This window comes from Enterococcus nangangensis (assembly GCF_005405245.1).
Classification (GTDB): domain Bacteria; phylum Bacillota; class Bacilli; order Lactobacillales; family Enterococcaceae; genus Enterococcus_J; species Enterococcus_J nangangensis.
On sequence record NZ_BJDR01000008.1, the window covers coordinates 27205 to 47378 of the forward strand.

Here is a 20174-nt window from a genome sequence, read left to right on the forward strand (position 1 = left end):
TCCGCAAAAGGAGGGGACACCGCTGGAGATTGAAAAAACAAATCGCATGAATGGTTTATTTGAATTTTACGCTACCTTATTGACGGAAAAACAAATGAATTACATGGAGCTTTATTATGCGGATGACTATTCTTTAGGAGAGATTGCTGAAGAATATGGCGTGAGTCGGCAGGCAGTTTATGATAATATTAAACGGTCTGGGAAGCTCTTAGAAGATTACGAAAAAAAACTCCATCTTTTTTCCGATTACGTGATGCGGATGGAACTTTTAAATGAGTTAAAAAACTATGTAGCAAAAGAATATCCCCAAGATGAAATGTTATCCTTATACCTTCATCGCTTTGAGGATTTAGAAGAAGAATAGTAAAGAGAGGAAGTAAAGAATGGCTTTTGAAAGTTTAACAAAACGCCTGCAAGATGCGATGGGGAAACTCCGCCGCAAAGGAAAAGTTTCCGAAGCAGACGTCAAAGAAATGATGCGGGAGATTCGGCTAGCCCTCTTAGAAGCCGACGTTAACTACCAAGTGGTGAAAGATTTTACCAAACGCGTTAGTGCGCGGGCAGTCGGGGTAGAAGTGTTAGAAAGCTTATCTCCAGCTCAACAAATCGTCAAAATTGTTGATGAAGAATTAACCGCTACTTTAGGGAGCGAAGCAGTTCTCCTGAATAAAAATCCTAAGATTCCCACTGTGGTCATGATGGTGGGGTTACAAGGGGCTGGTAAAACAACTTTTGCCGGTAAACTTGCTAACTATTTAAAGAAAAATGAAAATGCGCGTCCCTTGATGATTGCCGGTGACGTTTATCGACCAGCCGCTATTGATCAGTTGAAAGTGATTGGCGAACAATTAAACGTTCCTGTTTTTGATATGGGTACCGACGTTTCCCCCGTTAAAATCGTGGAAGAAGGACTTGCCTTAGCTCATCAACAAAAAAATGATTACGTCATTATCGATACGGCGGGTCGTTTACATATTGATGAAACCTTAATGGATGAGTTGCAACAAATTAAAACTTTAGCGCAACCGAATGAAATTCTCTTAGTGGTAGATGCCATGACGGGGCAAGATGCCGTCAACGTGGCTCAAAGCTTCAATGAACAATTGGATATCACTGGGGTTGTCTTGACGAAATTAGACGGGGATACCCGTGGTGGGGCCGCCCTTTCCATTCGCGCCGTTACCGGTAAACCAATTAAATTTTCAGGGACGGGGGAAAAACTTACTGACCTAGAAATTTTCTATCCAGACCGGATGTCTTCCCGGATTTTAGGGATGGGGGACTTGTTGACGTTAATTGAAAAAGCGCAACAAGATTACGACGAGAAAAAAGCCGCCGACCTGGCACAAAAAATGCAAGAAAACTCCTTTGACTTCAACGACTTTATTGAACAGTTAGATCAAGTAATGGGGATGGGACCTTTGGAAGATTTGATGAAGATGATTCCCGGCATGAACCAAATGCCTGGCATTGAAAACATCAAAGTCGATCCAAAAGATGTGGAACGGAAAAAAGCCATTGTCTTTTCCATGACACCAGAAGAACGAGCCAATCCTGATATTTTAAATCCGTCGCGTCGTCGTCGGATTGCTGCCGGTTCCGGCAACAGTGTGGTGGAAGTGAACCGCATGATTAAGCAATTTAACGAGTCGAAAAAAATGATGCAGCAAATGACTAAAGGCAATTTCGACATGCCAGGCATGGAGCAAATGTTTGGTACAGGCGTCAAAGGCAAACTTTCGAAAATGGCTATGAAGTCCATGATGAAAAAGACCCAAAAGAAAAAGAAGAAAAAGAAAAAATAAAAACTAGCTGATTAGCTGGAAGATCGCTTAGTGGTGCCTGACGTTGACTAACTGTTGACGTTGGGTACTCCTTTTTGTTTTGGGCGTTGAAAAAGCTTTTCGTATTGTCTAGCTTTTGAACCTAACTCTAAAAAAAATAAGCCAAAAGCTGAAACAAATTTGAAAAACAATTTGTTCATCTTCTGTCTTATTTTTCTAGAGTTGCCCAAGGTTCAAAAGCTTTTCATTACTGTAAAGAAAAAAAGCTTTACAGGGTAAAAAAACTTTGGTACACTACTCATTGTGAATAAGATATGGAGGTGTCATATAAATGGCAGTTAAAATTCGTTTAAAACGCATGGGTTCAAAGAAAGCTCCTTTCTACCGTATTGTTGTTGCTGATTCTCGCTCTCCTCGTGATGGCCGTTTCATCGAAACAGTTGGTACTTACAACCCATTAAAAGACCCAGCAGAAGTTAAATTGGAAGAAGCTGAAATCTTAAACTGGTTATCTCAAGGTGCGCAACCTTCTGATACTGTTCGTAACATTCTTTCCAAAGCTGGAATTATGCAAAAACATCACGAAGCAAAATACACGAAATAAGGATAGGTGAGAAATGATGACAGATGTCCAAGACTTGGTCTTAACTATCGTCCGTCCATTAGTTTCATATCCGGAAGACATCGCTTTGACAGTGACAGAATCTGAAGAATTTCTTGAGTACAATCTCACGGTAAATCCTGAAGATATCGGTCGCGTCATTGGTAAGCAAGGTCGTGTTGCTAAAGCAATTCGGACGATTGTTTATAGCGTCAGAGTGAAAGGTCCTAAAAAAGTTCGTTTAAATATTCTTGATGGTAAATAATAAAAAATTCCACTACTTAAACTTTTTAGTTTAGGTGGTGGAGTTTTTTTGTTCTTAAAGGTCTTTGGGGTGTCTTAAAGAAAAAAGAATAGAAATATTTCAGCACAGCCGCAAACTTATGGAAATATCTTGAGAAATAGGCTATACAATAAAAAAACACTTGTGTACAATTTGGATAAGGCTATGGATGGAAAGTTTTTGATAAATTGTAACTAGCCAGATAAATGCAAGAAAGGGCATGGGGCATGGGAAAGTGTGGGGTGAAGATCTGGCGGAAATGGGGTCTATTGGGGCTGACCTTTTTTATTTTACAGCTAGACACGATGACGGTTTATGGGAAGGTGCTACATACTGAGTACCGTTTATTTCAGGCTGTAGAGATTCCGCCTTTTACGCGAAAAATTGATAAGTTGATACTAATTTCTGACGAACTATGGGCGTTGCAACAGGCAATCCATCGTGATGCAATGCTTAAAATAGAACAAGCGCGGCCGACGATTAAAGGGCCGAAAGTATTGGCTCTTAACTATGGGGCTGATTTTCCTTTAACGACTTATACCGGCTATAGTGCTACGGGAGAAAAGTTAACTTGCTCTTTAACGCGCGAGTTTAATAAGCAACAATTGGGGACCCATGAATATATTGTAAAAACAGAAGATGAGAAAAGGCAGACAACTCGTTATCAAGTTGTCAAGGTGGAAGTAAAAGACATCACTCCTCCAACGTTGACGGTACCGACAAGTTTTCAAGCAGCTTATGGTGAAAAAATTGATTTGATGGCCGGCGTTAGCGCTGAGGATTTAGAAACAGGAGAGCTTACGCAGCGAGTGGTCTTGAAAGTGAAACCGGACTTTAACAAAAGTGGCCAGCAAGAGTTAATTTATGTGGTTAGCGATGATGCCGGTCACGAAGTTGAAAAAAGAGCACTACTGACTATTGCGCCCCCAGCAACTCGTTTGTCAACTTCTGCAACCACCTCGTCTGCAGTGACTAGCCAAGAGGGAACAACAGATGCTGTGGAAACGGGACAGAAGCCCAAAGATACTACCACTACTTATCACGCAAATCGGATTTATGTAGGAGGGCAAGAAATTTACTACGCGAATGGCGGCACAAGTAGCGGCATGGCAATTATTAATGGAAACCCTAACGGCGTTGCATCTTCTTATTATGGTGCCTCTTTTAAGGGAGATGATGGCGACTTTACTCATTTTATTGGCCATAATCCAGGTGCATTTGCTGTCGTACAAAATATTAGCGTGGGGAGTACTGTGATTGTGACGGATGCAGCCGGCACACCATATACATATCACGTCTATCGCATCTACGATTTAGCCATGACACAAGGAGCAGATGGACTGATGTATCCAGATAGTTCAGAAGGTCAAGAACTTGTGGATGGCTTGGCGTACCATGAAAGTTTAGGTGAACAAGTTATTTTGCAAACATGTTTGACAAAAGGCAATGGCCGCATTCGTTTAGCTTATTGCCGATAAAGGATAGCAACACAAAAAGCCGATTAACTTCTAGGGAGGTTGATGGGCTTTTAATTATTTTAAGATAAGCAATTTTGCTAAAGTTAATCTACCTAAAAATTATTTAATAGAGTGCATTTCAGAATCTTTTGCGTATCTTCTTTGTAAGAGGACAAAATGACGTCTTTGCTATCGTTCAGGTGTAGTTCACATGGACTTTGGTCACCCCGAAGCAACAATCAACGAATTCTAGAAAAGTTGGTGCTAAAGGAGGTTATTTGAAAAGCTCGACTCCCTTGGTCAGAAATTGAGCAATAAGCGGAGGCCAACTGAAAATTTGCTTTTCAATTTTTATGTTGGACTCACTTATTGCCGAAATTTCTAGGGAGACGAGCTAGACATGCCAATGACAGAATCGCCAGGAAGCGGGAAAGGTTCAAAAATGCTAGAAAGCATTTGGCAAATTTTAATCATCATTAAGTTGATGATTGAAATCGCCCACGAACTAAAAAAAGACCCTAAAGAGTAATCTTTAGAGTCGCGACTGGTCATTGCCATGTAGATATTGGAAGAGGTATATCCAGTACCTTTTCCCTACACCTGAATTATAGCAAGGGTAATTTTGAAAAGCAAGTGGCTGAAATGCGGGAGATTTTCTGGGGCTTTTTCTGGAAAGTCTTTTTTCTTTTCTTAAAATCTGCTAGACTGAAGGCAAACGAAAAAAGTGAGGAAAAATCGTGACGGAATACTTAAATGTAGGTAAATTAGTAAATACGCAAGGGATTAAAGGCGAGGTACGGGTTATTTCTCAAACAGACTTTCCGGATGCGCGCTTTGCTGCAGGCAACACGTTGTACTTATTTATGGAAAGACAGCCCCAGCCGATTCCTTTAGTGGTGAAAAGTCATCGTCTCCACAAAAATTTTCAGCTGTTAACTTTTGTCGATCATCCTTCCATTAATGATGTGGAAAAATATAAAGGGGGCACGTTGAAAGTCGATGTGGCGGACCTGAATGATGAATTGTACGAAGATGAGTTTTACTATCATGAAATTATTGGCTTAAAAGTGGTGGATGAAACTCAGCGAGAATTAGGGGAAGTCACCGAAATTTTAGCAACTGGTGCCAATGATGTATGGGTAGTGAAAGCACCGGGGAAAAAAGAGTGGTATTTGCCTTACATTGATGATGTGGTGAAAGGCATTGATTTAGAAAAAGGTGTGGTGAACATTGAAATGATGGAGGGATTGTTGGATGAGGATTGATGTCCTAACGCTTTTTCCCAACATGTTTGCCGGTCCCATGGGGGAGTCCATCATCGGCAAAGCGCAGGAAAAAGGCAAGCTGACGTTAAATGTTTCCAACTTCCGGGAGTATTCCGATAATAAGCATAAAACGGTGGACGACTATCCATACGGCGGTGGCGCTGGGATGCTTTTAAAAGTGCAGCCCATCTATGACAACTTGCAGGCGATTCAAAACGAGAGTCCCGCAACCAAGAAACGGATTATTTTACTAGATCCCGCTGGCCAACCTTTTAATCAAAAGTTAGCGGCAGAATTTGCACAAGAAGAGCACTTGGTCTTTATTTGTGGGCATTATGAAGGATACGATGAACGGATTCGGACCTTAGTGACTGACGAAGTTTCTTTAGGAGATTACGTGTTAACTGGCGGTGAATTAGGCGCGATGGTGATGATTGATGCCACAGTGCGTTTATTACCAGATGTTTTAGGAAACGAATCTTCCGCTACTGGTGATTCTTACTCTAATGGCTTATTGGAACACCCACAATACACGCGGCCACCAGCGTTTAAAGGGATGGAAGTGCCAGAAATTTTGCGCAGTGGCAACCATCAATTAATTGCCGACTGGCAGTTACAAGAATCTTTGCGGCGGACGTATTTACGTCGCCCTGATTTACTAGCTGACGTGGCTTTAACTCCCCAGATGGAAAAAATGTTGCGAGAGATCCAACAAGAAGAAAACGAATAAAAAAATGATGCAGCTACTGACGAAAGGAATCGTCGGGTAGCTGCATCATTTTTTACAATTTTTTTTGATTAAAGACGCGAATCGCGCCATAAAAGAAAATCAGGCTACAGCCCAAGGTTACTAAAAAAATCCATTTTAAATCGGCGAGGGAGCTTTGTCGCTGCAAAATAGCAAGATTTTCATTAATCAGACTAAGGGGACTAAAATCAGCACTTTTTGGCCAAAGACTGAGGAGGTAGAGGACCGCCATGCCGCCAATCGTGATAAAGAGACTCTCGTAGTTACTGCGAGCTAAAGCGGAACTGAGTAAAATTAAACTTAATAAGAAAAGGCCAAAGAACAGCAGTGGTAAAAGGGCCTGCCAAATGTTTGGACTCAAGTTGTCGGGAAAATAATAAGCGGTGTAAGCTGCTGTGATGCCAAAGGAAAGAAGGTTGCAACTTAACCAAAGTACCAGCATCACGGTGAATTTACTGATGAGAATCACTGGGCGTGGCAAGCCTTTCGTGACGAGGGGCACTAGTTGGCCGGCTTTAACTTCGCCACTGAGGCAACCACTAAATAAAATTGCTAACAAATAAATGCCTAGTTGGTTAATATTTTTATAAAATTGTTGCCAAGAATCTAGTGAAGTGGGATCAGGGAAGGCTGCTGCAGCTTGTTCTCCCAAGGTTGAACGTAAAAGTTCAGGGGTAATTTTGGCTACTAATGGATTCATCACGCCGAAAAGGACAAAGATACAAGCTAAGAGCAAAATTCGTTTAGTGCGCCAGCTTTCCAAAAATTCTTTTTTCGTAAAGGCATAAAAATATTTCATTTGGTCACCTCCAAGAAAACTTGTTCCAAGGTGGGCTCCACTTGTTCCAGTCGGTGCGGCGTGACGTTGGCAGCGACGAGTTCTTTCATCAGAGCTTGAGTGATACGGCTAGCGGTGCCATCAAAAGTTACGTAGACTGTGCCTTCTTGCCAAGTAAAAGTAGTCAGTTCACCGGCTTGTTGTAAATGTTGCAAAATAGCGGTCAAGGCCGCAATTTCAGCGGCAGCAACGGTTAAGGCCAGTTGCGGTTTAGCGTAGCGTTCTTTTAAAGCCTCCAGTTGGTCTTCCACCACGATTTTCCCTTCATTTAAAATAGCTACGTGGTCACAAACCCGTTCTACATCCGTCAAAATATGAGTGGAAAATAAAATCGTGGTGCTGCCTTTTAAACTAGCTAAAAGGTCTAAAAATTCTTGACGGCCGCTCGGATCAAGGGCCGAAGTCGGCTCGTCGCAAATCAATAGTGGTGGTTCTGAAAGTAGCGCTTGGGCAATGCCTAAACGTTGTTTCATACCGCGGGAATAGCCTTTGATTTTTTGCCGATTGTTAGGCAGGCCCACTTTAGCTAGCATCTCATTAATTTTAATTTTTCGTTGCGTCTTATTGAGACCGGCAATTTCCCCCACTAAGTCTAAATATTCATAGGCTGACAAATACCCGTAAAAGGTGGGGACATCGGGCAAATAGCCAGTAAAGCGATTGGTTTTGGTGGCACCAAAACGAACTTCTTCACCGCACACCGTAATGGTGCCCCCACTTAATTTTTCTAAGCCTAAAATTAATTTCATGGTGGTGGTTTTGCCGGCCCCGTTTTTTCCTACAAAGCCGTAGAGACTACCTTGCGGGATGATTAAATTGACATCCGTCAGCACTTTTTTTGCGCCAAAATTTTTACTGACGTTTTTCAGTTCTAACAGGTTCATGCTCGTTCCTCACGACCAAAGGCGAAGTAAATCACTGGGCCGATGATTTGTAAAAGAACCACCACAATAATCCAGATGGGTTTACTGCCCAAGCGGAAAGTTTTACTTTTTAAAACGCTAACCAGCGCAGTGAGCATTAAAGCGACTTCTAAAATAATAATGGGAATAAAAAGGGGTAGATTATCAAAGAAAAATTGCGTGTTGTTCATGCTGATTCCTCCTTTAAAGTTAGGGCTTGAGCCCGTTGTTGGATGGGGATAAATGTTTCATGGTGCGCTAAAAAAGCTAATTGGGGATTGGTTAATATAAATTGTTTGACGAAAGTGAAGACTTGACTACTTTCCCGCGGAATTTCGCCGCTGCGTACCACGTGTTCGAGCCAAGGGGTAAGTTGGTCGAAATACTCATCGCCGCAAATTTTCAACTCCTTATTTTTTTCTAGCAGGGTGACGGCAGCGCCTAAAGCAGTTAAAGTGTGCGCTGCATCTTGTTGCAAGCTAAAGCCATGGGCACCAGCTAAATAAAAGTTTAAAGTGGCAGCAGGATTACAAGTTGCTAGCTGGAAAGTTGTGAGATGCTGTAAACCTTTTTCATAAGTCACGAGAAACTTCGAAGGATGCTCACCTAAAATTTGTAAATAATTCGTCAGACTGCTTAAGAGGAGCACCGCGTTTTGAAACAAACTACTTTGCAAGACTTGTTGAGCGGCTGGAAGTTCTCCTTTTAATTGGTAAGCACCTGCAATTAAGGAATCTGGTGGAATCGCTGGTGGCGTGTAGTGACCTAAAATTTTTAGCACCTCATCAGGTCGCCCTAAGACTAAGAGACAATAGGCTTGCATTTTTTCGGCTTCGACTAAAAGATCAGCGGCGCTAGCATTTTTGGTGACGTGTTGGAATAAGTCCAAGGCTTGCGGAATGTATTGGGCTTTTTTTGTTGACGCATCGGCACCAGGAAATAAATCAAAATGATTCAAAATAAAATTTCCCAGCTGCAAAATCAAAGGGTAACAGGAATAATAGCGTTTTGTTAAGCGCTGCAACGTGGCCCATGCTTCCGCCCCGGAACGTTCTTTTAAAGTATGTTGAAGGGAAGTGTAGAGGTGTTGAATCTCTTCTTGGGAAAGTTGCGGTTCGTAATTCAATAAGTCATCAATCGTCATGTCAAAGTAAGCCGCCAGCAAGGGGAGTAAGGTAATGTCAGGATAACTCTGATCATTTTCCCACTTGGAAACAGAAGTCTTAGTGACATTCATAAAATTAGCCAGCTCTTGTTGGGTAATTTGCTTTTCGCGGCGTTTTTCTTGGAGGACGCGTCCTAAACGCAAATTCATCTTATCACTTCCTTTGCTTTAAGTGTAAAGCTTGTGGACCCTTTAAGCAATGGCGCAGCTGTTAACTTTTCCTAGCAAAAGTTAACCAATAGGTAACAAACTGTTCTGAGAAAATTTCTCCAGAAAAAATTTGACAAACCATCTGAAAAAAGCTAGAATTTTCTGAAAGTTAACTGCTGAAGTTTTTTTAGTAGAGTAAGGAATGAAGTCTGTGAATAGTGATTTGGATTTGACGGCAGGGGTGAAGGATACACTGCCTACCGTTTTTGGCTATATTGGAATTGGTTTGGCTTTTGGTATCGTGGGAAAGGCCGCGGGTTTTAGCCCATTAGTGATTACGTTAATGTCGATTTTTATTTATGCTGGGTCGGCGCAATTTATTACCGTCAGTATGTTGGCAGCTTACAGTCCGATTTTGTCCATTGTCTTGTCGACATTTTTAGTCAACTCTCGCATGATTTTAATGAGTATGACATTAGCGCCGTATTTTAAAAAGCAAAGTGTCCTAAAAAATATCATGATTGGTACCCTCTTAACGGATGAAAGTTTTGCCTTAAGTATGAATAAGTTAAATTATACTGAGCGGCAACTAAATTTTCGCTGGATGAATACAGCGAATGTGATTTCTTATTTGACGTGGATCGTTTCAACTTTGGTGGGGGCTCTTTTGGGAAATTTCATTACGAATCCCGAAAAGTTTGGCTTAGACTTTGCGTTGGTGGCGATGTTCATTGGCTTGTTGTATTTGCAATTTATCGCGGATCGTTCCTTGAAGCGTAGTTTACAGCTAGTAGTGATTGCTTTTACTTTAGTGTGCACCTATTTTGGTTTAATTTTTATTCCTAGTAATCTTTTAATTTTAGCGGTGACCTTAATTGGCTGCGGATTTGGAGTGATGATGAAACATGCCTTCTTTTAATTTTATTATTTTGACCATCGTCGGCTGTAGCTTAGCAACTTGGTTGTCACGAGCTTTACCTTTTGTCTTGTTAAAAAAATTCGACTTGCCTAAAGGCGTAGTGGAGTACCTAGGTTTTGTCCCCATCGTGATTATGTCGGCTTTATGGTTCAACAGTTTATTCACACAACAATTAGGCCACTTCCCCCAAGTCAATTGGGAAAACTTGTTAGCGTCGGTGCCCACAATCATTAGTGCAGTGGTCACGAAAAGTTTGTTGTTCATTGTCGCGGTGGGGATTATTTCCCTAGCTGTCTTACGCTTGTGGTTGTAAAAAAGTTGTCAGCGTCAAAAATTTTTGGCGCTGACAACTTTTTTATTTTGTGCTAGAACATTTTTCTTGTTTTTTTCGTATACCTTAGTGACCAGAAAAAAGGGAGGCCACTCTGATGCTAACGACCCACTTAACCGCAAAACAATTTTTTAGTTTACGTTATCCGACGATTGAAAAAAGAATTTTACAGCGCTACGGGGAAGATCACCAAGGAGAACGTCTCTTAAAAGAAAATGCCATGTTACTGATTCGCCAAGATTTAGAAGGAAGCGCACCGCAAGTGCTCTGTCGAAAAGCTTTGCGCAAACTTTATTTTGCCCAGTTAGCGCAAGGTGTTTTTTCTTTTTGGTCTCGCTATTTATTGGCGCGTTTTCAACATTATTTTACCAAACGGGAAGTTTTTCGGCTGTGGACTTTAGTGCAGCGACAACAGTGGCAGACCTATCTTTTACAAAATATGAAAAAAGCCCTCTTGCTAGGCAAGAGAGCAGTATTTATTTGCTTACAATATTTAATCGGCAAAACCAAGTTTGCGGGTGATACCAAGAGCGGTAGGGGTGGCAGCCAAACCACCTTCAGCGGTTTCTTTAAAGATCGATGGCATCACTTGGCCGACTTTGTGCATGGCTTCAATCACTTCATCAGGAGGAATCACGCTTTGAATACCGGCTAAGGCCATATCCGCAGAAATCAAAGCTTGGGAAGAGCCTAAAGCGTTACGTTTCACGCAAGGGACTTCCACTAGACCCGCCACCGGATCGCAAATTAAGCCTAGCATATTTTTAATGGTGATGGCTAGAGCGTGACTAGCAGCTTCCACCGTACCGCCCGCCGCTAAGACCGTGGCGGCAGCAGCCATTGCGGCAGCTGAACCTACTTCAGCTTGGCAACCGCCTTCAGCGCCAGAAATCGAAGCGTTATTGGCGATGACTAAGCCAAAGGCGCCAGCGGTAAAGAGAAAATCCACCGCTTGTTCGTCAGTTAAGCCTAGGCGTTTTTCAACAGCGACTAACACACCGGCTAAGACGCCAGCGCTGCCGGCAGTAGGTGTAGCGCAAATCAAGCCCATTTTGGCGTTAACCTCGTTGGTGGCAATGGCATTGCGGACTGCTTGTAAAATTAAATCGCCGCTTAAAAATTTACCACTGGCTAGGTAGTCATTTAAACGTTTGGCATCACCGCCAGTTAAACCCGTGACGGATTTCACACCAGCGATGCCTTCTGCCACAGAAGAACGCATCACCTCTAGATTGCGGTGCATTGCTGCCCGGATTTTTTCGCGACTCGCACCAGAATATTCCATTTCCTGAGCAATCATTAAATCAGCGACGCTGGCGTAGTTTTTACTTTCATCGATTAATTCTTTAATCGTTAAAATCATTAGAAATCCCCCTTATTAATAGAAGAAGTTAACGCTGAAGACGTCAGGTAGGGCCGTAATCTCAGCGATACATGGGGCAACGTCACGTTCATCTATTTCCATAATCATGATGGCTTTTTCACCTTTAGCTTCACGGGTCACCGTCATGGTTCCGATATTGACTCCCGCCTCAGATAAGATTTGCGTAGCTTTGGCGACAATGCCTGGCATATCTTGGTGCACAGTTACAATCGTAGGCACCCCGTAAGACAAGGAAAGCTTAAAACCGTTGAGTTCAGAAATTTGAATATTCCCACCGCCAATGGAAAGACCAGTGACACTCATTTTACGGTCGCCTTTCGTTAGAATCATTTTTACTTGATTCGGATGCTCTGCTTTTTCTTTCGTTGGCACGAACAAGACTTCCATCTGAGCTTCATGAGCGAGTTTCAAACTATCGGCTAAACGACTGTCATCAGGCTCCATCCCTAGTAGACCACCCACTAGAGCAATATCCGTACCATGTCCGCGATAGGTTTTGGCAAAAGATTCATATAAATAAATATCGACACTGTCGGGTTGTTCACCAAAAATACTGCGGACCACTTTACCAATGCGGCACGCGCCAGCGGTGTGTGAACTACTTGGTCCCACCATCACGGGGCCGATAATATCAAAGACACTATGAAAACGAGGATTCACGCTTATCCCACCTTTTTATATTAGAAGATACTTCGATTTTAGCACATCCCAGATGGAGAAAAAAGGCGATATCCTAGGGTCACAACAGTTTTTTAAATTAAAATTTTAAGTGGAGTTCTTGCTTTTTTCAGTCAGCTTCGGTATACTAACTTAGGTGTGCGTCAGTACACGCTTATTTGTCTGTTTACAGACAGTGGGAGGAGAAATTTGAATCTCCATTCAACCACATCACGGACTCAAGGAGGTATGTCTCGTGGCAAAAAAAGTAGAAAAAATCGTTAAATTGCAAATTCCTGCCGGAAAAGCAACTCCAGCTCCCCCAGTAGGTCCTGCATTAGGTCAAGCAGGTGTGAACATCATGGGCTTCACAAAAGAATTCAACGCCCGCACAGCTGACCAAGCAGGGATGATTATTCCAGTAGTCATCTCCGTATACGAAGACCGTTCATTCACCTTCGTTACTAAAACTCCACCAGCTGCTGTTCTTTTAAAGAAAGCTGCTAAAATCGAAAAGGGTTCTGGCGAACCTAATACAAAAAAAGTTGCAACTGTTACGAAAGATCAAGTTCGTGAAATCGCAACAACTAAGTTAGAAGATTTAAACGCTGCTGATGTAGAAGCCGCTATGCGTATGGTGGAAGGAACTGCAAGAAGCATGGGTATCACTGTCGCTGAATAAGCACAAGACACTCAGAGGTACGCTTCTCAGTTCATTACATGGATAACATGTAAGCCGTGGGAGGGTAACCGTTAAAACCACATCAAGGAGGAAACATAATGGCTAAAAAGAGCAAAAAATTACAAGATGCATTAAAAAAAGTTGACGCTACGAAAGCTTACTCTGTTGAAGAAGCGGTAGCTTTAGCTAAAGAAACAAACATCGCTAAATTCGACGCAACTGTTGAAGTTGCTTATCGTTTAAGCGTTGACCCTAAAAAAGCAGACCAACAAATTCGTGGGGCTGTTGTACTACCTAACGGAACTGGTAAAACACAAACTGTTTTAGTATTCGCTAAAGGGGAAAAAGCAAAAGAAGCTGAAGCTGCTGGTGCTGATTTCGTTGGCGATGACGACATGGTTGCTAAAATTCAAGACGGTTGGTTTGGCTTCGACGTTGTCGTAGCAACCCCTGATATGATGGCTTCTGTCGGTCGTTTAGGTCGGGTCTTAGGACCTAAAGGCTTAATGCCAAACCCTAAAACAGGTACTGTTACGATGGACGTAACCAAAGCTGTTAACGAAGTAAAAGCTGGTAAAGTAACTTACCGCGTTGACAAAGCTGGGAACATCCATGTGCCAATCGGTAAAGTTTCTTTTGAAGATGCTAAATTAGTAGAAAACTTCAAAACAATTCATGACACTTTATTGAAAGCTAAACCAGCTACTGCTAAAGGTCAATACATGAAAAATATCACCGTAACGACTACTTTTGGTCCTGGTGTACATGTTGATCAAGCAAGCTTCTAATTTTTAACGAAATAAAATTTTTCTTGACCTTGTTTACCGCCTATGGTACAGTAGACAAGGTTAAGAATTCTTTTTAATCGTACCTAAGACAGTAGGTGACGCAAGTCTTAATTTCCTACCGAGGACAACCTTTGAATATCAATGGGTCCCTCTATGTCTAGGTGGCATGGAGTTTTTTTATTGGAAAAATTCCACCATCAAATCTAGGAGGTGAAATATCGTGAGTGAAGCAGCAATCGCAAAAAAACAATCCATCGTTGAAGAAGTAACTGCAAAATTTAACGACGCAGCATCTGTCGTTATCGCAGACTACCGTGGTTTAACTGTAGCCGAAGTGACTGAATTACGTAAACAATTACGTGAAGCAGGCGTTGAAATGAAAGTTATCAAAAACTCCATTTTATCTCGTGCCGCTAAAGCTGCTGGGTTAGAAGGTTTAGACGAAGTCTTTACTGGACCAACTGCTATCGCCTTTTCAAATGAAGACGTTGTAGCACCAGCTAAAATCATCGACGAATTTGCTTCTAAAGCTAAAGCTTTAGAAATCAAAGGTGGCGTAATCGAAGGCAAAGTAGCTTCTGTCGAAGAAATTAATGCTTTGGCAAAATTACCAAGCCGCGAAGGTTTACTATCTATGCTTTTATCTGTTCTTCAAGCTCCAGTCCGCAACGTGGCCTACGCTGTCAAAGCAGTTGCCGACAAAAAAGAAGAAGAAGCAGCTTAAAGTTAGCATCCTAATTTAAAACAAAACAAAAACCCTAATTGGAGGAAATTTAAAATGGCATTGAACATTGAAAACATCGTTGCTGAATTAAAAGACGCAACTATTTTAGAATTAAGCTCTTTAGTTAAAGCTATCGAAGAAGAATTTGGCGTATCCGCTGCAGCTCCTGTTGCTGCTGCTGCTGGCCCTGCTGCTGCTGCTGAAGAACAAACTGAATTCACAGTTGAATTAACAAGCGCTGGCGAATCTAAAGTTAAAGTTATCAAAGTAGTTCGTGAAATCACTGGTTTAGGCTTGAAAGAAGCTAAAGCTTTAGTTGATGGCGCTCCTGCTGCTGTTAAAGAAGGCATTGCTAAAGAAGAAGCTGAAGAAATCAAAGCTAAATTAGAAGAAGTTGGCGCTGGCGTTACTGTTAAGTAATCTCGCTACTCTTTTGAGAACAGCTCTTACATCTGAGGATGTGAGGGCTGTTTTTTTGATTTGGAAAGCAAATGCAAGTAAGAGTTGACATGAAATAAAAGTCTAATTCATTAGCAGAAAGAATAAAATTAGCTAATAAATTTTTTTAGTTTTTGCTGTACCAACGACAAAACCCCTGCCGTCCTCAAACGCAAATGAGGATAGCGGGGGTTTGGTTTATTCTTTGTTTTCGATTTTCTTTAAAAAAGAATCTAGACGACGTAATAAATCTTGAGGGGAGACATGTTCTAATTCTTCAGCTAAGACGTGGGCTTGTTCTTTTTGATAGTCTAGGTGGGTGACTAAAAAATATTCCCAAAGCTCGTGACTCTGATACAAGTTCGTAGCAATTGTGCGCCCTTTAGTGCTGAGGCGAGAGCCTTGGTAAGGAACGTATTCCACCAGACCTTCTTCGGCTAGTTTATTGATCATCTCAGTGACGGAAGCTGGCGCAATCTTTAACTTTTCGGCGATATATTTATTCGCAATTAATTTTTGCGAGTCACCGAACTCATACATAATTTTTAAATAATCCTCTTGATGTTGGCTCATGCTTTTGCCTCGACTTCTCATTCGCTTTCTCTTGCTAAGCATACCTGATAGTAACGGATTTGACAATGTTCAGTCCTCCTAAAAGACATACTTCTGCTGGACTTTCTGAGAAATAGTTGGTGAGGACTTGACGTCTGAATATTTTTAGGTTACCCTAAAAATATAAAAAGTTTAGGGTAACCTAAAAATAGAAGGAGCAAATTATGATTGCATGTCAAAAAGTGCATACCACTTACGAACGTGAACGGGTTTTAGATAATGTAAATTTTCAGCTAGCGGGTCCCACAATTACCGGTATTATTGGACCCAATGGCGCTGGTAAGTCGACACTGTTAAAAAGTATTTTGCAGATTGTACCAGCTGGCGGCACAATAACCATCGACTGTAAGCCAGCTAGGGAAAAATTGAAAAAAATTGCCTACGTGGAGCAAAAAAGTAGTATCGATTATACTTTTCCCATTACGGTGAGAGAGTGCGTCGCCTTAGGACTTTATCCACAGTTGGGTTTGTTTCATCGTCTACAAAAAAAGAACTGGCAACGGGTAGATAAAGCTTTAGCACAAGTAGAAATGACAGACTTTAGTCAACGGCAAATTAGCGAGCTGTCTGGTGGACAATTTCAACGGGTGCTGATTGCCCGCTGTCTAGTACAAGAAGCGGATTATATTTTTTTGGATGAACCTTTTGTCGGGATTGATTTAGTGAGTGAGCAAACCATCATGAATATTTTGCGTCAGCTGAAGGCTTTAGGGAAGACGATTCTCATCGTTCATCACGACTTGAGCAAGTTGACGACTTACTTTGATCACATTTTATTGCTGAATAAGACGGTGATTGCTTTTGGCGCTACGGCAGCAGTGGCTACTGAAGAACATTTAGCAAAAGCATACGGCGCCAACTTAATTTTTAAAGGAGGTGCTGCCAAGTGAATATCTTGACGGAATTTATTGACGGGTTAAAAGAATTTCATTTTCTCCAAAACGCGTTAATTACCGCCCTAGTAATTGGATTGGTGGCAGGCGTTGTCGGCTGTTTCATTATCTTACGGGGAATGTCTTTAATGGGAGACGCGATTTCCCATGCCGTATTACCAGGGGTGGCGCTGTCTTATATTTTCGGTTTCAATTATTTTTTAGGAGCGACTGTTTTTGGCGTGTTAGCTTCGGTGATTATCACCTTTATCAAAAATAATAGTGTCATTAAAGGTGATACGGCCATTGGGATTACCTTTAGTTCTTTTCTGGCGCTAGGGGTCATTTTAATCGGAGTGGCCAATAGTTCCACCGATTTGTTCCATATTTTATTTGGAAATATTTTAGCCGTCCAAGATTTTGATAAATGGTTAACCATCGGCATTTCCTTCATCGTACTTTTAGTCATCTTTTTATTTTTCAAAGAGTTGTTGCTGACGTCCTTTGATCCTTTGATGGCTAAAGCGTTGGGGATGAAAGTAAATTTTTACCATTACCTCTTGATGATTTTAATTACGTTAGTGGCGGTGACGGCGATGCAAAGTGTGGGAACGATTTTAATTGTCGCCCTTTTGATTACACCAGCCGCAACTGCGTATCTTTATGCTAAAAGTTTGAAAACCATGGTAATTTTGTCGGGATTTCTTGGGGCACTAGCCTCCTTTTTAGGGCTAGTACTTGGTTACCATTTTAATATTGCAGTGGGTTCTTGTATCGTCTTAACGGCCGCAACTATTTTTGCTGTGAGTTTTCTTTTTGCACCAAAACAAAATCTCTGGAAGAAGATGAAGTAGATGAAAAAATTATGGGTACCCTTTGTTTTATTCTTTTTACTAACGCTAAGTGGCTGTAGCATAAGCGAAAGTAAAGAAAGTTCAAACGATAACGATAAATTACAAGTGGTGGCGACGAATTCCATTATTGCCGACATTACAAAAAATATTGCCGGCGATAAGATTGAGCTGCACAGTATTGTACCGGTAGGGAAAGATCCCCACGAGTACGAACCACTGCCGGTAGATGTGAAAAAAGTTTCTCGTGCTGATTTAGTTTTATTTAACGGGATTAATTTAGAAAATGGTGGCGCCAGTTGGTTTATGAAATTGATTGCCAATGCCAAAAAAACAGAAGGACAGGAAGTTTTTCCAGTGAGTGCAGGGGTTGAAGTCATTTATCTAGAAGGCAAAGGAGAAGAGGGAAAAGAAGATCCCCACGCATGGCTAAATTTAGAAAATGGGATTCTTTACGCCCAAAATATTGAAAAACAACTTAGCGCTAAAGATCCCGCCAATGCGCCTTATTACCAAGAACAGTTGGCTGACTACACAGCTAAATTAGCCCAACTAGATACAGAAGCCAAGGAGAAATTTGCTAATATTCCCAGCAATAAAAAATTAATCGTCACGTCGGAAGGGTGCTTTAAATATTTTTCCAAGGCTTACGACATTCCTTCTGCTTATATTTGGGAAATTAATACAGAGGAAGAAGGGACGCCAGACCAGATTAAAAATTTGGTGCAGCAATTACGGACAACTCAAGTACCCGCTCTTTTTGTAGAAAGCAGTGTAGACGATCGCCCCATGAAGTCAGTGGCCAAAGACACCGGCATTCCCATCTTTGCTAAACTTTATACCGATTCCGTTGCCGAAGCAGGGGCGCAAGGGGATAGCTACTACGCCATGATGAAATGGAACTTGGAACAAATTGCTGCTGGCTTAACTCAATAAGACAAAAATTCGCAAACTATTACCAATTGGTAACGTTTTGCGAATTTTTTTGTGACTTGAGAATAAGGAGTTTACTAATGGCTGTAGAAAACCTATAATGAAAAAAACAAAGTAGGTGAAGATATGGCTCTTTATCAACAAATTCACCACCTAATGGACACTAGTGATGTCTTTTTAATCTCCACGATGGATACAAGAGGTTTTCCCACCACGATTGCCGTTTCCACGCCATTAAATAAAAGAGGAATTCAGCGGATGGAATTTTATTTAAACGCAACTGGTGAAACGGTGGAAAATATTTTGCGGGAAGCTAAAGGGGCAGTTTGCTGTTTTAATGAAGCAACGCATCAAAGTTTGCTCTTTAAAGGGAAGTTTTCCCTGCGCATTTATACGCTAGAAGACGCAGAATTCTTAACCGACTATCAGCGCCAATTAAATCACCAAGAAGCGGTGATTGCTGTTTTTGAAACGATGATTTGTAAATCCCATATCGAAGGCACTACCACCAGTTTTATTTTTTGACGGTGCGGGGAAGTGCGCTCTTCTGATTGTCGAGCGGGTTTAACGAGCTCTTCCAATACCAGTTGACGATACTATCTTTTTTTGTTATGATACTCTTGTTGTGATTGTGTAAAGCGCACAAGCTACAACCGCTCGAAACAAGTTTTAAGACCTTTGGGCACTTGTCTAGGCGAGTCTAAGTCAATTAAAGGAGGTGCGTTACATGTACGCGATTATTAAAACAGGTGGTAAACAATTAAAAGTTGAAGCTGGTCAAGCAATCTACATTGAAAAATTAGATGCTGCAGCAGGAGACAAAGTTACTTTTGATGAAGTGATTTTAGTCGGTGGCGAAGCTACTAAAGTAGGGACTCCATTCGTTGAAGGAGCAACTGTCACTGGTACTGTTGAAAAACAAGGTAAACAAAAGAAAGTTGTTACTTTCCAATACAAACCTAAAAAACACTCTCACCGTAAGCAAGGTCATCGTCAACCTTATACTAAAGTTGTCATCGATGCCATCAACGCTTAATTGCAATTAGAAAGAAGGTTAACAATGATCCGAGGAACCTTTCAACGTGATGAAGAAGGCCATATTAGTCAATTTGTCCTCACTGGCCACGCCGATAGTGCTCCATACGGGAGTGACATTGTTTGCGCCGCAGTTTCTGCTTTAGCAATTTCTACGGTGAATGGGATTGAAGCCTTAGCCGGTTTTGAACCAGCTGTTGTGATGGATAATGATCAAGGTGGTCACTTAGCCATGACACTAGCCGATGACATGAACGGCGAACAGCTAACGATTTCGCAAATCCTTCTAGAAAATTTGCTTTTGGGACTACAATCCGTAGCTTCCGAAAACGCAGAGTATCTTGAAATTAAAACAATCAATCAGTAGAGGAGGTCAAACTCATGATGTTACAAATGAATCTACAATTCTTCGCCCACAAAAAAGGGGGCGGTTCTACAGCCAACGGTCGTGATTCCCAATCTAAACGTTTAGGTGCGAAAGCTGCCGATGGTCAAACTGTTTCTGGTGGATCTATCCTTTATCGTCAACGGGGAACTAAAATCTTCCCTGGAGCTAATGTCGGTATCGGTGGCGATGACACTTTATTTGCTAAAGTTGAAGGCGTTGTTCGTTTCGAACGTAAAGGCCGCGACAAAAAACAAGTTAGTGTTTACCCTGTAGCGCAAGAAGCTTAATAAGCGAACTAGAGTCCTATCTTTCGTTGAAGAGAGATAGGGCTTTTTTTGTTTTTCATAGAAAAATATTTTTAATGTTT

28 protein-coding genes and 2 other annotated features are annotated in these 20174 nt (G+C 41.5%); of the genes, 21 read left to right on the forward strand and 7 right to left on the reverse strand.

Annotation, left to right across the window (positions count from 1 at the left end):
* Positions 1-22 precede the first annotated feature (22 nt).
* From FFM57_RS04060 to trmD, 8 genes are all read left to right on the forward strand, one after another.
* Positions 23-364 carry a putative DNA-binding protein gene (locus tag FFM57_RS04060; protein WP_137599244.1) on the forward strand — a complete coding sequence of 114 codons (342 nt, stop codon included), beginning with the start codon at positions 23-25 and terminating at the stop codon, positions 362-364.
* 19 nt (positions 365-383) lie between these two features.
* Positions 384-1805: a signal recognition particle protein gene (gene ffh, locus FFM57_RS04065; RefSeq protein ID WP_137599245.1), complete on the forward strand. Its 1422-nt coding sequence runs from the start codon at positions 384-386 to the stop codon at positions 1803-1805.
* 310 nt (positions 1806-2115) lie between these two features.
* On the forward strand, positions 2116-2388 hold the full coding sequence (gene rpsP, locus FFM57_RS04070) for a 30S ribosomal protein S16 (RefSeq protein WP_137599246.1): 273 nt from the start codon (positions 2116-2118) through the stop codon (positions 2386-2388).
* 16 nt (positions 2389-2404) lie between these two features.
* Positions 2405-2650 carry a KH domain-containing protein gene (locus FFM57_RS04075; protein WP_137599288.1) on the forward strand — a complete coding sequence of 82 codons (246 nt, stop codon included), beginning with the start codon at positions 2405-2407 and terminating at the stop codon, positions 2648-2650.
* A gap of 260 nt (positions 2651-2910) precedes the next feature.
* Positions 2911-4146, forward strand: a complete 1236-nt coding sequence (locus tag FFM57_RS04080; protein ID WP_170999883.1) for a sortase family protein — start codon at positions 2911-2913, stop codon at positions 4144-4146.
* A 379-nt stretch (positions 4147-4525) separates the two neighbouring features.
* Entirely contained in the window at positions 4526-4654 is a 129-nt protein-coding gene (locus FFM57_RS10020; RefSeq protein WP_281275730.1) for a hypothetical protein, read from the forward strand.
* A gap of 208 nt (positions 4655-4862) precedes the next feature.
* Entirely contained in the window at positions 4863-5390 is a 528-nt protein-coding gene (rimM, locus tag FFM57_RS04085; RefSeq protein WP_137599248.1) for a ribosome maturation factor RimM, read from the forward strand.
* Positions 5380-6120 (forward strand): tRNA (guanosine(37)-N1)-methyltransferase TrmD, encoded by a 741-nt coding sequence (trmD, locus tag FFM57_RS04090; RefSeq protein WP_137599249.1) that lies wholly within the window; start codon positions 5380-5382, stop codon positions 6118-6120. The genes rimM and trmD overlap by 11 nt, the downstream gene beginning before the upstream one ends.
* Before the next feature lie 52 nt (positions 6121-6172).
* On the opposite strand, the gene FFM57_RS04095 is transcribed toward trmD, so the two are convergent.
* From FFM57_RS04095 to FFM57_RS04110, 4 genes are read right to left on the reverse strand one after another with little or no spacing between them, the layout of a single operon-like run.
* On the reverse strand, positions 6173-6937 hold the full coding sequence (locus FFM57_RS04095; RefSeq protein ID WP_137599250.1) for an ABC transporter permease subunit: 765 nt from the start codon (positions 6935-6937) through the stop codon (positions 6173-6175).
* Positions 6934-7860, reverse strand: a complete 927-nt coding sequence (locus tag FFM57_RS04100; protein ID WP_137599251.1) for an ABC transporter ATP-binding protein — start codon at positions 7858-7860, stop codon at positions 6934-6936. Before FFM57_RS04100 ends, FFM57_RS04095 begins: the two co-directional genes overlap by 4 nt.
* Positions 7857-8069: a PLD nuclease N-terminal domain-containing protein gene (locus FFM57_RS04105; protein WP_137599252.1), complete on the reverse strand. Its 213-nt coding sequence runs from the start codon at positions 8067-8069 to the stop codon at positions 7857-7859. The genes FFM57_RS04100 and FFM57_RS04105 overlap by 4 nt, the downstream gene beginning before the upstream one ends.
* A complete protein-coding gene (locus FFM57_RS04110; protein WP_137599253.1) occupies positions 8066-9193 on the reverse strand; it encodes a helix-turn-helix transcriptional regulator in 1128 nt (375 codons plus the stop codon). The genes FFM57_RS04105 and FFM57_RS04110 overlap by 4 nt, the downstream gene beginning before the upstream one ends.
* Positions 9194-9395: 202 nt before the next feature.
* On the opposite strand from FFM57_RS04110, the gene FFM57_RS04115 reads away from it, so the two are divergent.
* Together FFM57_RS04115 and FFM57_RS04120 are read left to right on the forward strand one after the other, a co-directional pair.
* Complete coding sequence (locus tag FFM57_RS04115) at positions 9396-10112, forward strand: AzlC family ABC transporter permease (RefSeq protein ID WP_371851238.1); 717 nt, start codon at positions 9396-9398, stop codon at positions 10110-10112.
* Entirely contained in the window at positions 10099-10425 is a 327-nt protein-coding gene (locus tag FFM57_RS04120; RefSeq protein ID WP_137599255.1) for an AzlD domain-containing protein, read from the forward strand. The genes FFM57_RS04115 and FFM57_RS04120 overlap by 14 nt, the downstream gene beginning before the upstream one ends.
* 511 nt (positions 10426-10936) lie before the next feature.
* Here the strand turns inward: FFM57_RS04120 and sdaAA are convergent.
* On the reverse strand, positions 10937-11806 hold the full coding sequence (gene sdaAA / locus FFM57_RS04125) for an L-serine ammonia-lyase, iron-sulfur-dependent, subunit alpha (protein ID WP_137599256.1): 870 nt from the start codon (positions 11804-11806) through the stop codon (positions 10937-10939).
* A 15-nt stretch (positions 11807-11821) separates the two neighbouring features.
* Positions 11822-12487, reverse strand: coding sequence for an L-serine ammonia-lyase, iron-sulfur-dependent subunit beta (gene sdaAB, locus FFM57_RS04130; RefSeq protein ID WP_137599257.1), 666 nt, complete (start codon positions 12485-12487; stop codon positions 11822-11824).
* Positions 12488-12740: 253 nt separating this feature from the next.
* On the opposite strand from sdaAB, the gene rplK reads away from it, so the two are divergent.
* The 4 genes from rplK to rplL all read left to right on the forward strand — a co-directional run bounded on the left by rplK (position 12741) and on the right by rplL (position 15098).
* Positions 12741-13166 (forward strand): 50S ribosomal protein L11, encoded by a 426-nt coding sequence (gene rplK / locus FFM57_RS04135; RefSeq protein WP_137599258.1) that lies wholly within the window; start codon positions 12741-12743, stop codon positions 13164-13166.
* Between the two features lie 98 nt (positions 13167-13264).
* A complete protein-coding gene (gene rplA, locus FFM57_RS04140; protein ID WP_137599259.1) occupies positions 13265-13954 on the forward strand; it encodes a 50S ribosomal protein L1 in 690 nt (229 codons plus the stop codon).
* Between the two features lie 64 nt (positions 13955-14018).
* Positions 14019-14142 (forward strand) — a sequence feature (ribosomal protein L10 leader region).
* Positions 14143-14174: 32 nt separating this feature from the next.
* On the forward strand, positions 14175-14678 hold the full coding sequence (rplJ, locus tag FFM57_RS04145; protein ID WP_137599260.1) for a 50S ribosomal protein L10: 504 nt from the start codon (positions 14175-14177) through the stop codon (positions 14676-14678).
* Between the two features lie 54 nt (positions 14679-14732).
* Positions 14733-15098 (forward strand): 50S ribosomal protein L7/L12, encoded by a 366-nt coding sequence (gene rplL, locus FFM57_RS04150; protein WP_137599261.1) that lies wholly within the window; start codon positions 14733-14735, stop codon positions 15096-15098.
* 216 nt (positions 15099-15314) lie between these two features.
* Here the strand turns inward: rplL and FFM57_RS04155 are convergent, their stop codons facing one another.
* The gene (locus FFM57_RS04155) at positions 15315-15689 is read right to left on the reverse strand and encodes a metal-dependent transcriptional regulator (protein ID WP_170999885.1); all 375 of its coding nucleotides are present in this window, start codon (positions 15687-15689) and stop codon (positions 15315-15317) included.
* A 203-nt stretch (positions 15690-15892) separates the two neighbouring features.
* Between FFM57_RS04155 and FFM57_RS04160 the strand changes: the two genes are divergently transcribed.
* The 7 genes from FFM57_RS04160 to rpmA all read left to right on the forward strand — a co-directional run bounded on the left by FFM57_RS04160 (position 15893) and on the right by rpmA (position 20094).
* Positions 15893-16618 carry a metal ABC transporter ATP-binding protein gene (locus tag FFM57_RS04160; RefSeq protein ID WP_137599263.1) on the forward strand — a complete coding sequence of 242 codons (726 nt, stop codon included), beginning with the start codon at positions 15893-15895 and terminating at the stop codon, positions 16616-16618.
* A gap of 2 nt (positions 16619-16620) precedes the next feature.
* On the forward strand, positions 16621-17454 hold the full coding sequence (locus tag FFM57_RS04165) for a metal ABC transporter permease (protein WP_137599289.1): 834 nt from the start codon (positions 16621-16623) through the stop codon (positions 17452-17454).
* Positions 17455-18387 (forward strand): metal ABC transporter substrate-binding protein, encoded by a 933-nt coding sequence (locus FFM57_RS04170; RefSeq protein ID WP_137599264.1) that lies wholly within the window; start codon positions 17455-17457, stop codon positions 18385-18387.
* Positions 18388-18510: 123 nt separating this feature from the next.
* Positions 18511-18909, forward strand: a complete 399-nt coding sequence (locus tag FFM57_RS04175; RefSeq protein WP_137599265.1) for a hypothetical protein — start codon at positions 18511-18513, stop codon at positions 18907-18909.
* Positions 18910-19025: 116 nt separating this feature from the next.
* Positions 19026-19096 (forward strand) — a sequence feature (ribosomal protein L21 leader region).
* A gap of 15 nt (positions 19097-19111) precedes the next feature.
* Positions 19112-19420 (forward strand): 50S ribosomal protein L21, encoded by a 309-nt coding sequence (gene rplU / locus FFM57_RS04180; protein WP_137599266.1) that lies wholly within the window; start codon positions 19112-19114, stop codon positions 19418-19420.
* A gap of 24 nt (positions 19421-19444) precedes the next feature.
* On the forward strand, positions 19445-19786 hold the full coding sequence (locus FFM57_RS04185; protein ID WP_137599267.1) for a ribosomal-processing cysteine protease Prp: 342 nt from the start codon (positions 19445-19447) through the stop codon (positions 19784-19786).
* Between the two features lie 14 nt (positions 19787-19800).
* The gene (gene rpmA, locus FFM57_RS04190; protein WP_137599268.1) at positions 19801-20094 is read left to right on the forward strand and encodes a 50S ribosomal protein L27; all 294 of its coding nucleotides are present in this window, start codon (positions 19801-19803) and stop codon (positions 20092-20094) included.
* Positions 20095-20174: the final 80 nt, after the last annotated feature.

Bases quoted from the DNA above. Each gene is read 5' to 3' on its own strand.
- rpmA (WP_137599268.1), top strand. From the start codon at position 19,801: ATGATGTTACAAATGAATCTACAATTCTTCGCCCACAAAAAAGGGGGC.
- FFM57_RS04120 (WP_137599255.1), top strand. From the start codon at position 10,099: ATGCCTTCTTTTAATTTTATTATTTTGACCATCGTCGGCTGTAGCTTA.
- rplL (WP_137599261.1), top strand. From the start codon at position 14,733: ATGGCATTGAACATTGAAAACATCGTTGCTGAATTAAAAGACGCAACT.
- rplU (WP_137599266.1), top strand. From the start codon at position 19,112: ATGTACGCGATTATTAAAACAGGTGGTAAACAATTAAAAGTTGAAGCT.
- FFM57_RS04185 (WP_137599267.1), top strand. From the start codon at position 19,445: ATGATCCGAGGAACCTTTCAACGTGATGAAGAAGGCCATATTAGTCAA.
- FFM57_RS04105 (WP_137599252.1), bottom strand. From the start codon at position 8,069: ATGAACAACACGCAATTTTTCTTTGATAATCTACCCCTTTTTATTCCC.
- FFM57_RS04175 (WP_137599265.1), top strand. From the start codon at position 18,511: ATGGCTCTTTATCAACAAATTCACCACCTAATGGACACTAGTGATGTC.
- FFM57_RS10020 (WP_281275730.1), top strand. From the start codon at position 4,526: ATGCCAATGACAGAATCGCCAGGAAGCGGGAAAGGTTCAAAAATGCTA.
- ffh (WP_137599245.1), top strand. From the start codon at position 384: ATGGCTTTTGAAAGTTTAACAAAACGCCTGCAAGATGCGATGGGGAAA.
- FFM57_RS04155 (WP_170999885.1), bottom strand. From the start codon at position 15,689: ATGAGCCAACATCAAGAGGATTATTTAAAAATTATGTATGAGTTCGGT.
- FFM57_RS04110 (WP_137599253.1), bottom strand. From the start codon at position 9,193: ATGAATTTGCGTTTAGGACGCGTCCTCCAAGAAAAACGCCGCGAAAAG.
- FFM57_RS04095 (WP_137599250.1), bottom strand. From the start codon at position 6,937: ATGAAATATTTTTATGCCTTTACGAAAAAAGAATTTTTGGAAAGCTGG.
- rpsP (WP_137599246.1), top strand. From the start codon at position 2,116: ATGGCAGTTAAAATTCGTTTAAAACGCATGGGTTCAAAGAAAGCTCCT.
- FFM57_RS04170 (WP_137599264.1), top strand. From the start codon at position 17,455: ATGAAAAAATTATGGGTACCCTTTGTTTTATTCTTTTTACTAACGCTA.
- FFM57_RS04100 (WP_137599251.1), bottom strand. From the start codon at position 7,860: ATGAACCTGTTAGAACTGAAAAACGTCAGTAAAAATTTTGGCGCAAAA.
- FFM57_RS04075 (WP_137599288.1), top strand. From the start codon at position 2,405: ATGACAGATGTCCAAGACTTGGTCTTAACTATCGTCCGTCCATTAGTT.
- trmD (WP_137599249.1), top strand. From the start codon at position 5,380: ATGAGGATTGATGTCCTAACGCTTTTTCCCAACATGTTTGCCGGTCCC.
- FFM57_RS04115 (WP_371851238.1), top strand. From the start codon at position 9,396: ATGAAGTCTGTGAATAGTGATTTGGATTTGACGGCAGGGGTGAAGGAT.
- sdaAA (WP_137599256.1), bottom strand. From the start codon at position 11,806: ATGATTTTAACGATTAAAGAATTAATCGATGAAAGTAAAAACTACGCC.
- rplA (WP_137599259.1), top strand. From the start codon at position 13,265: ATGGCTAAAAAGAGCAAAAAATTACAAGATGCATTAAAAAAAGTTGAC.
- FFM57_RS04160 (WP_137599263.1), top strand. From the start codon at position 15,893: ATGATTGCATGTCAAAAAGTGCATACCACTTACGAACGTGAACGGGTT.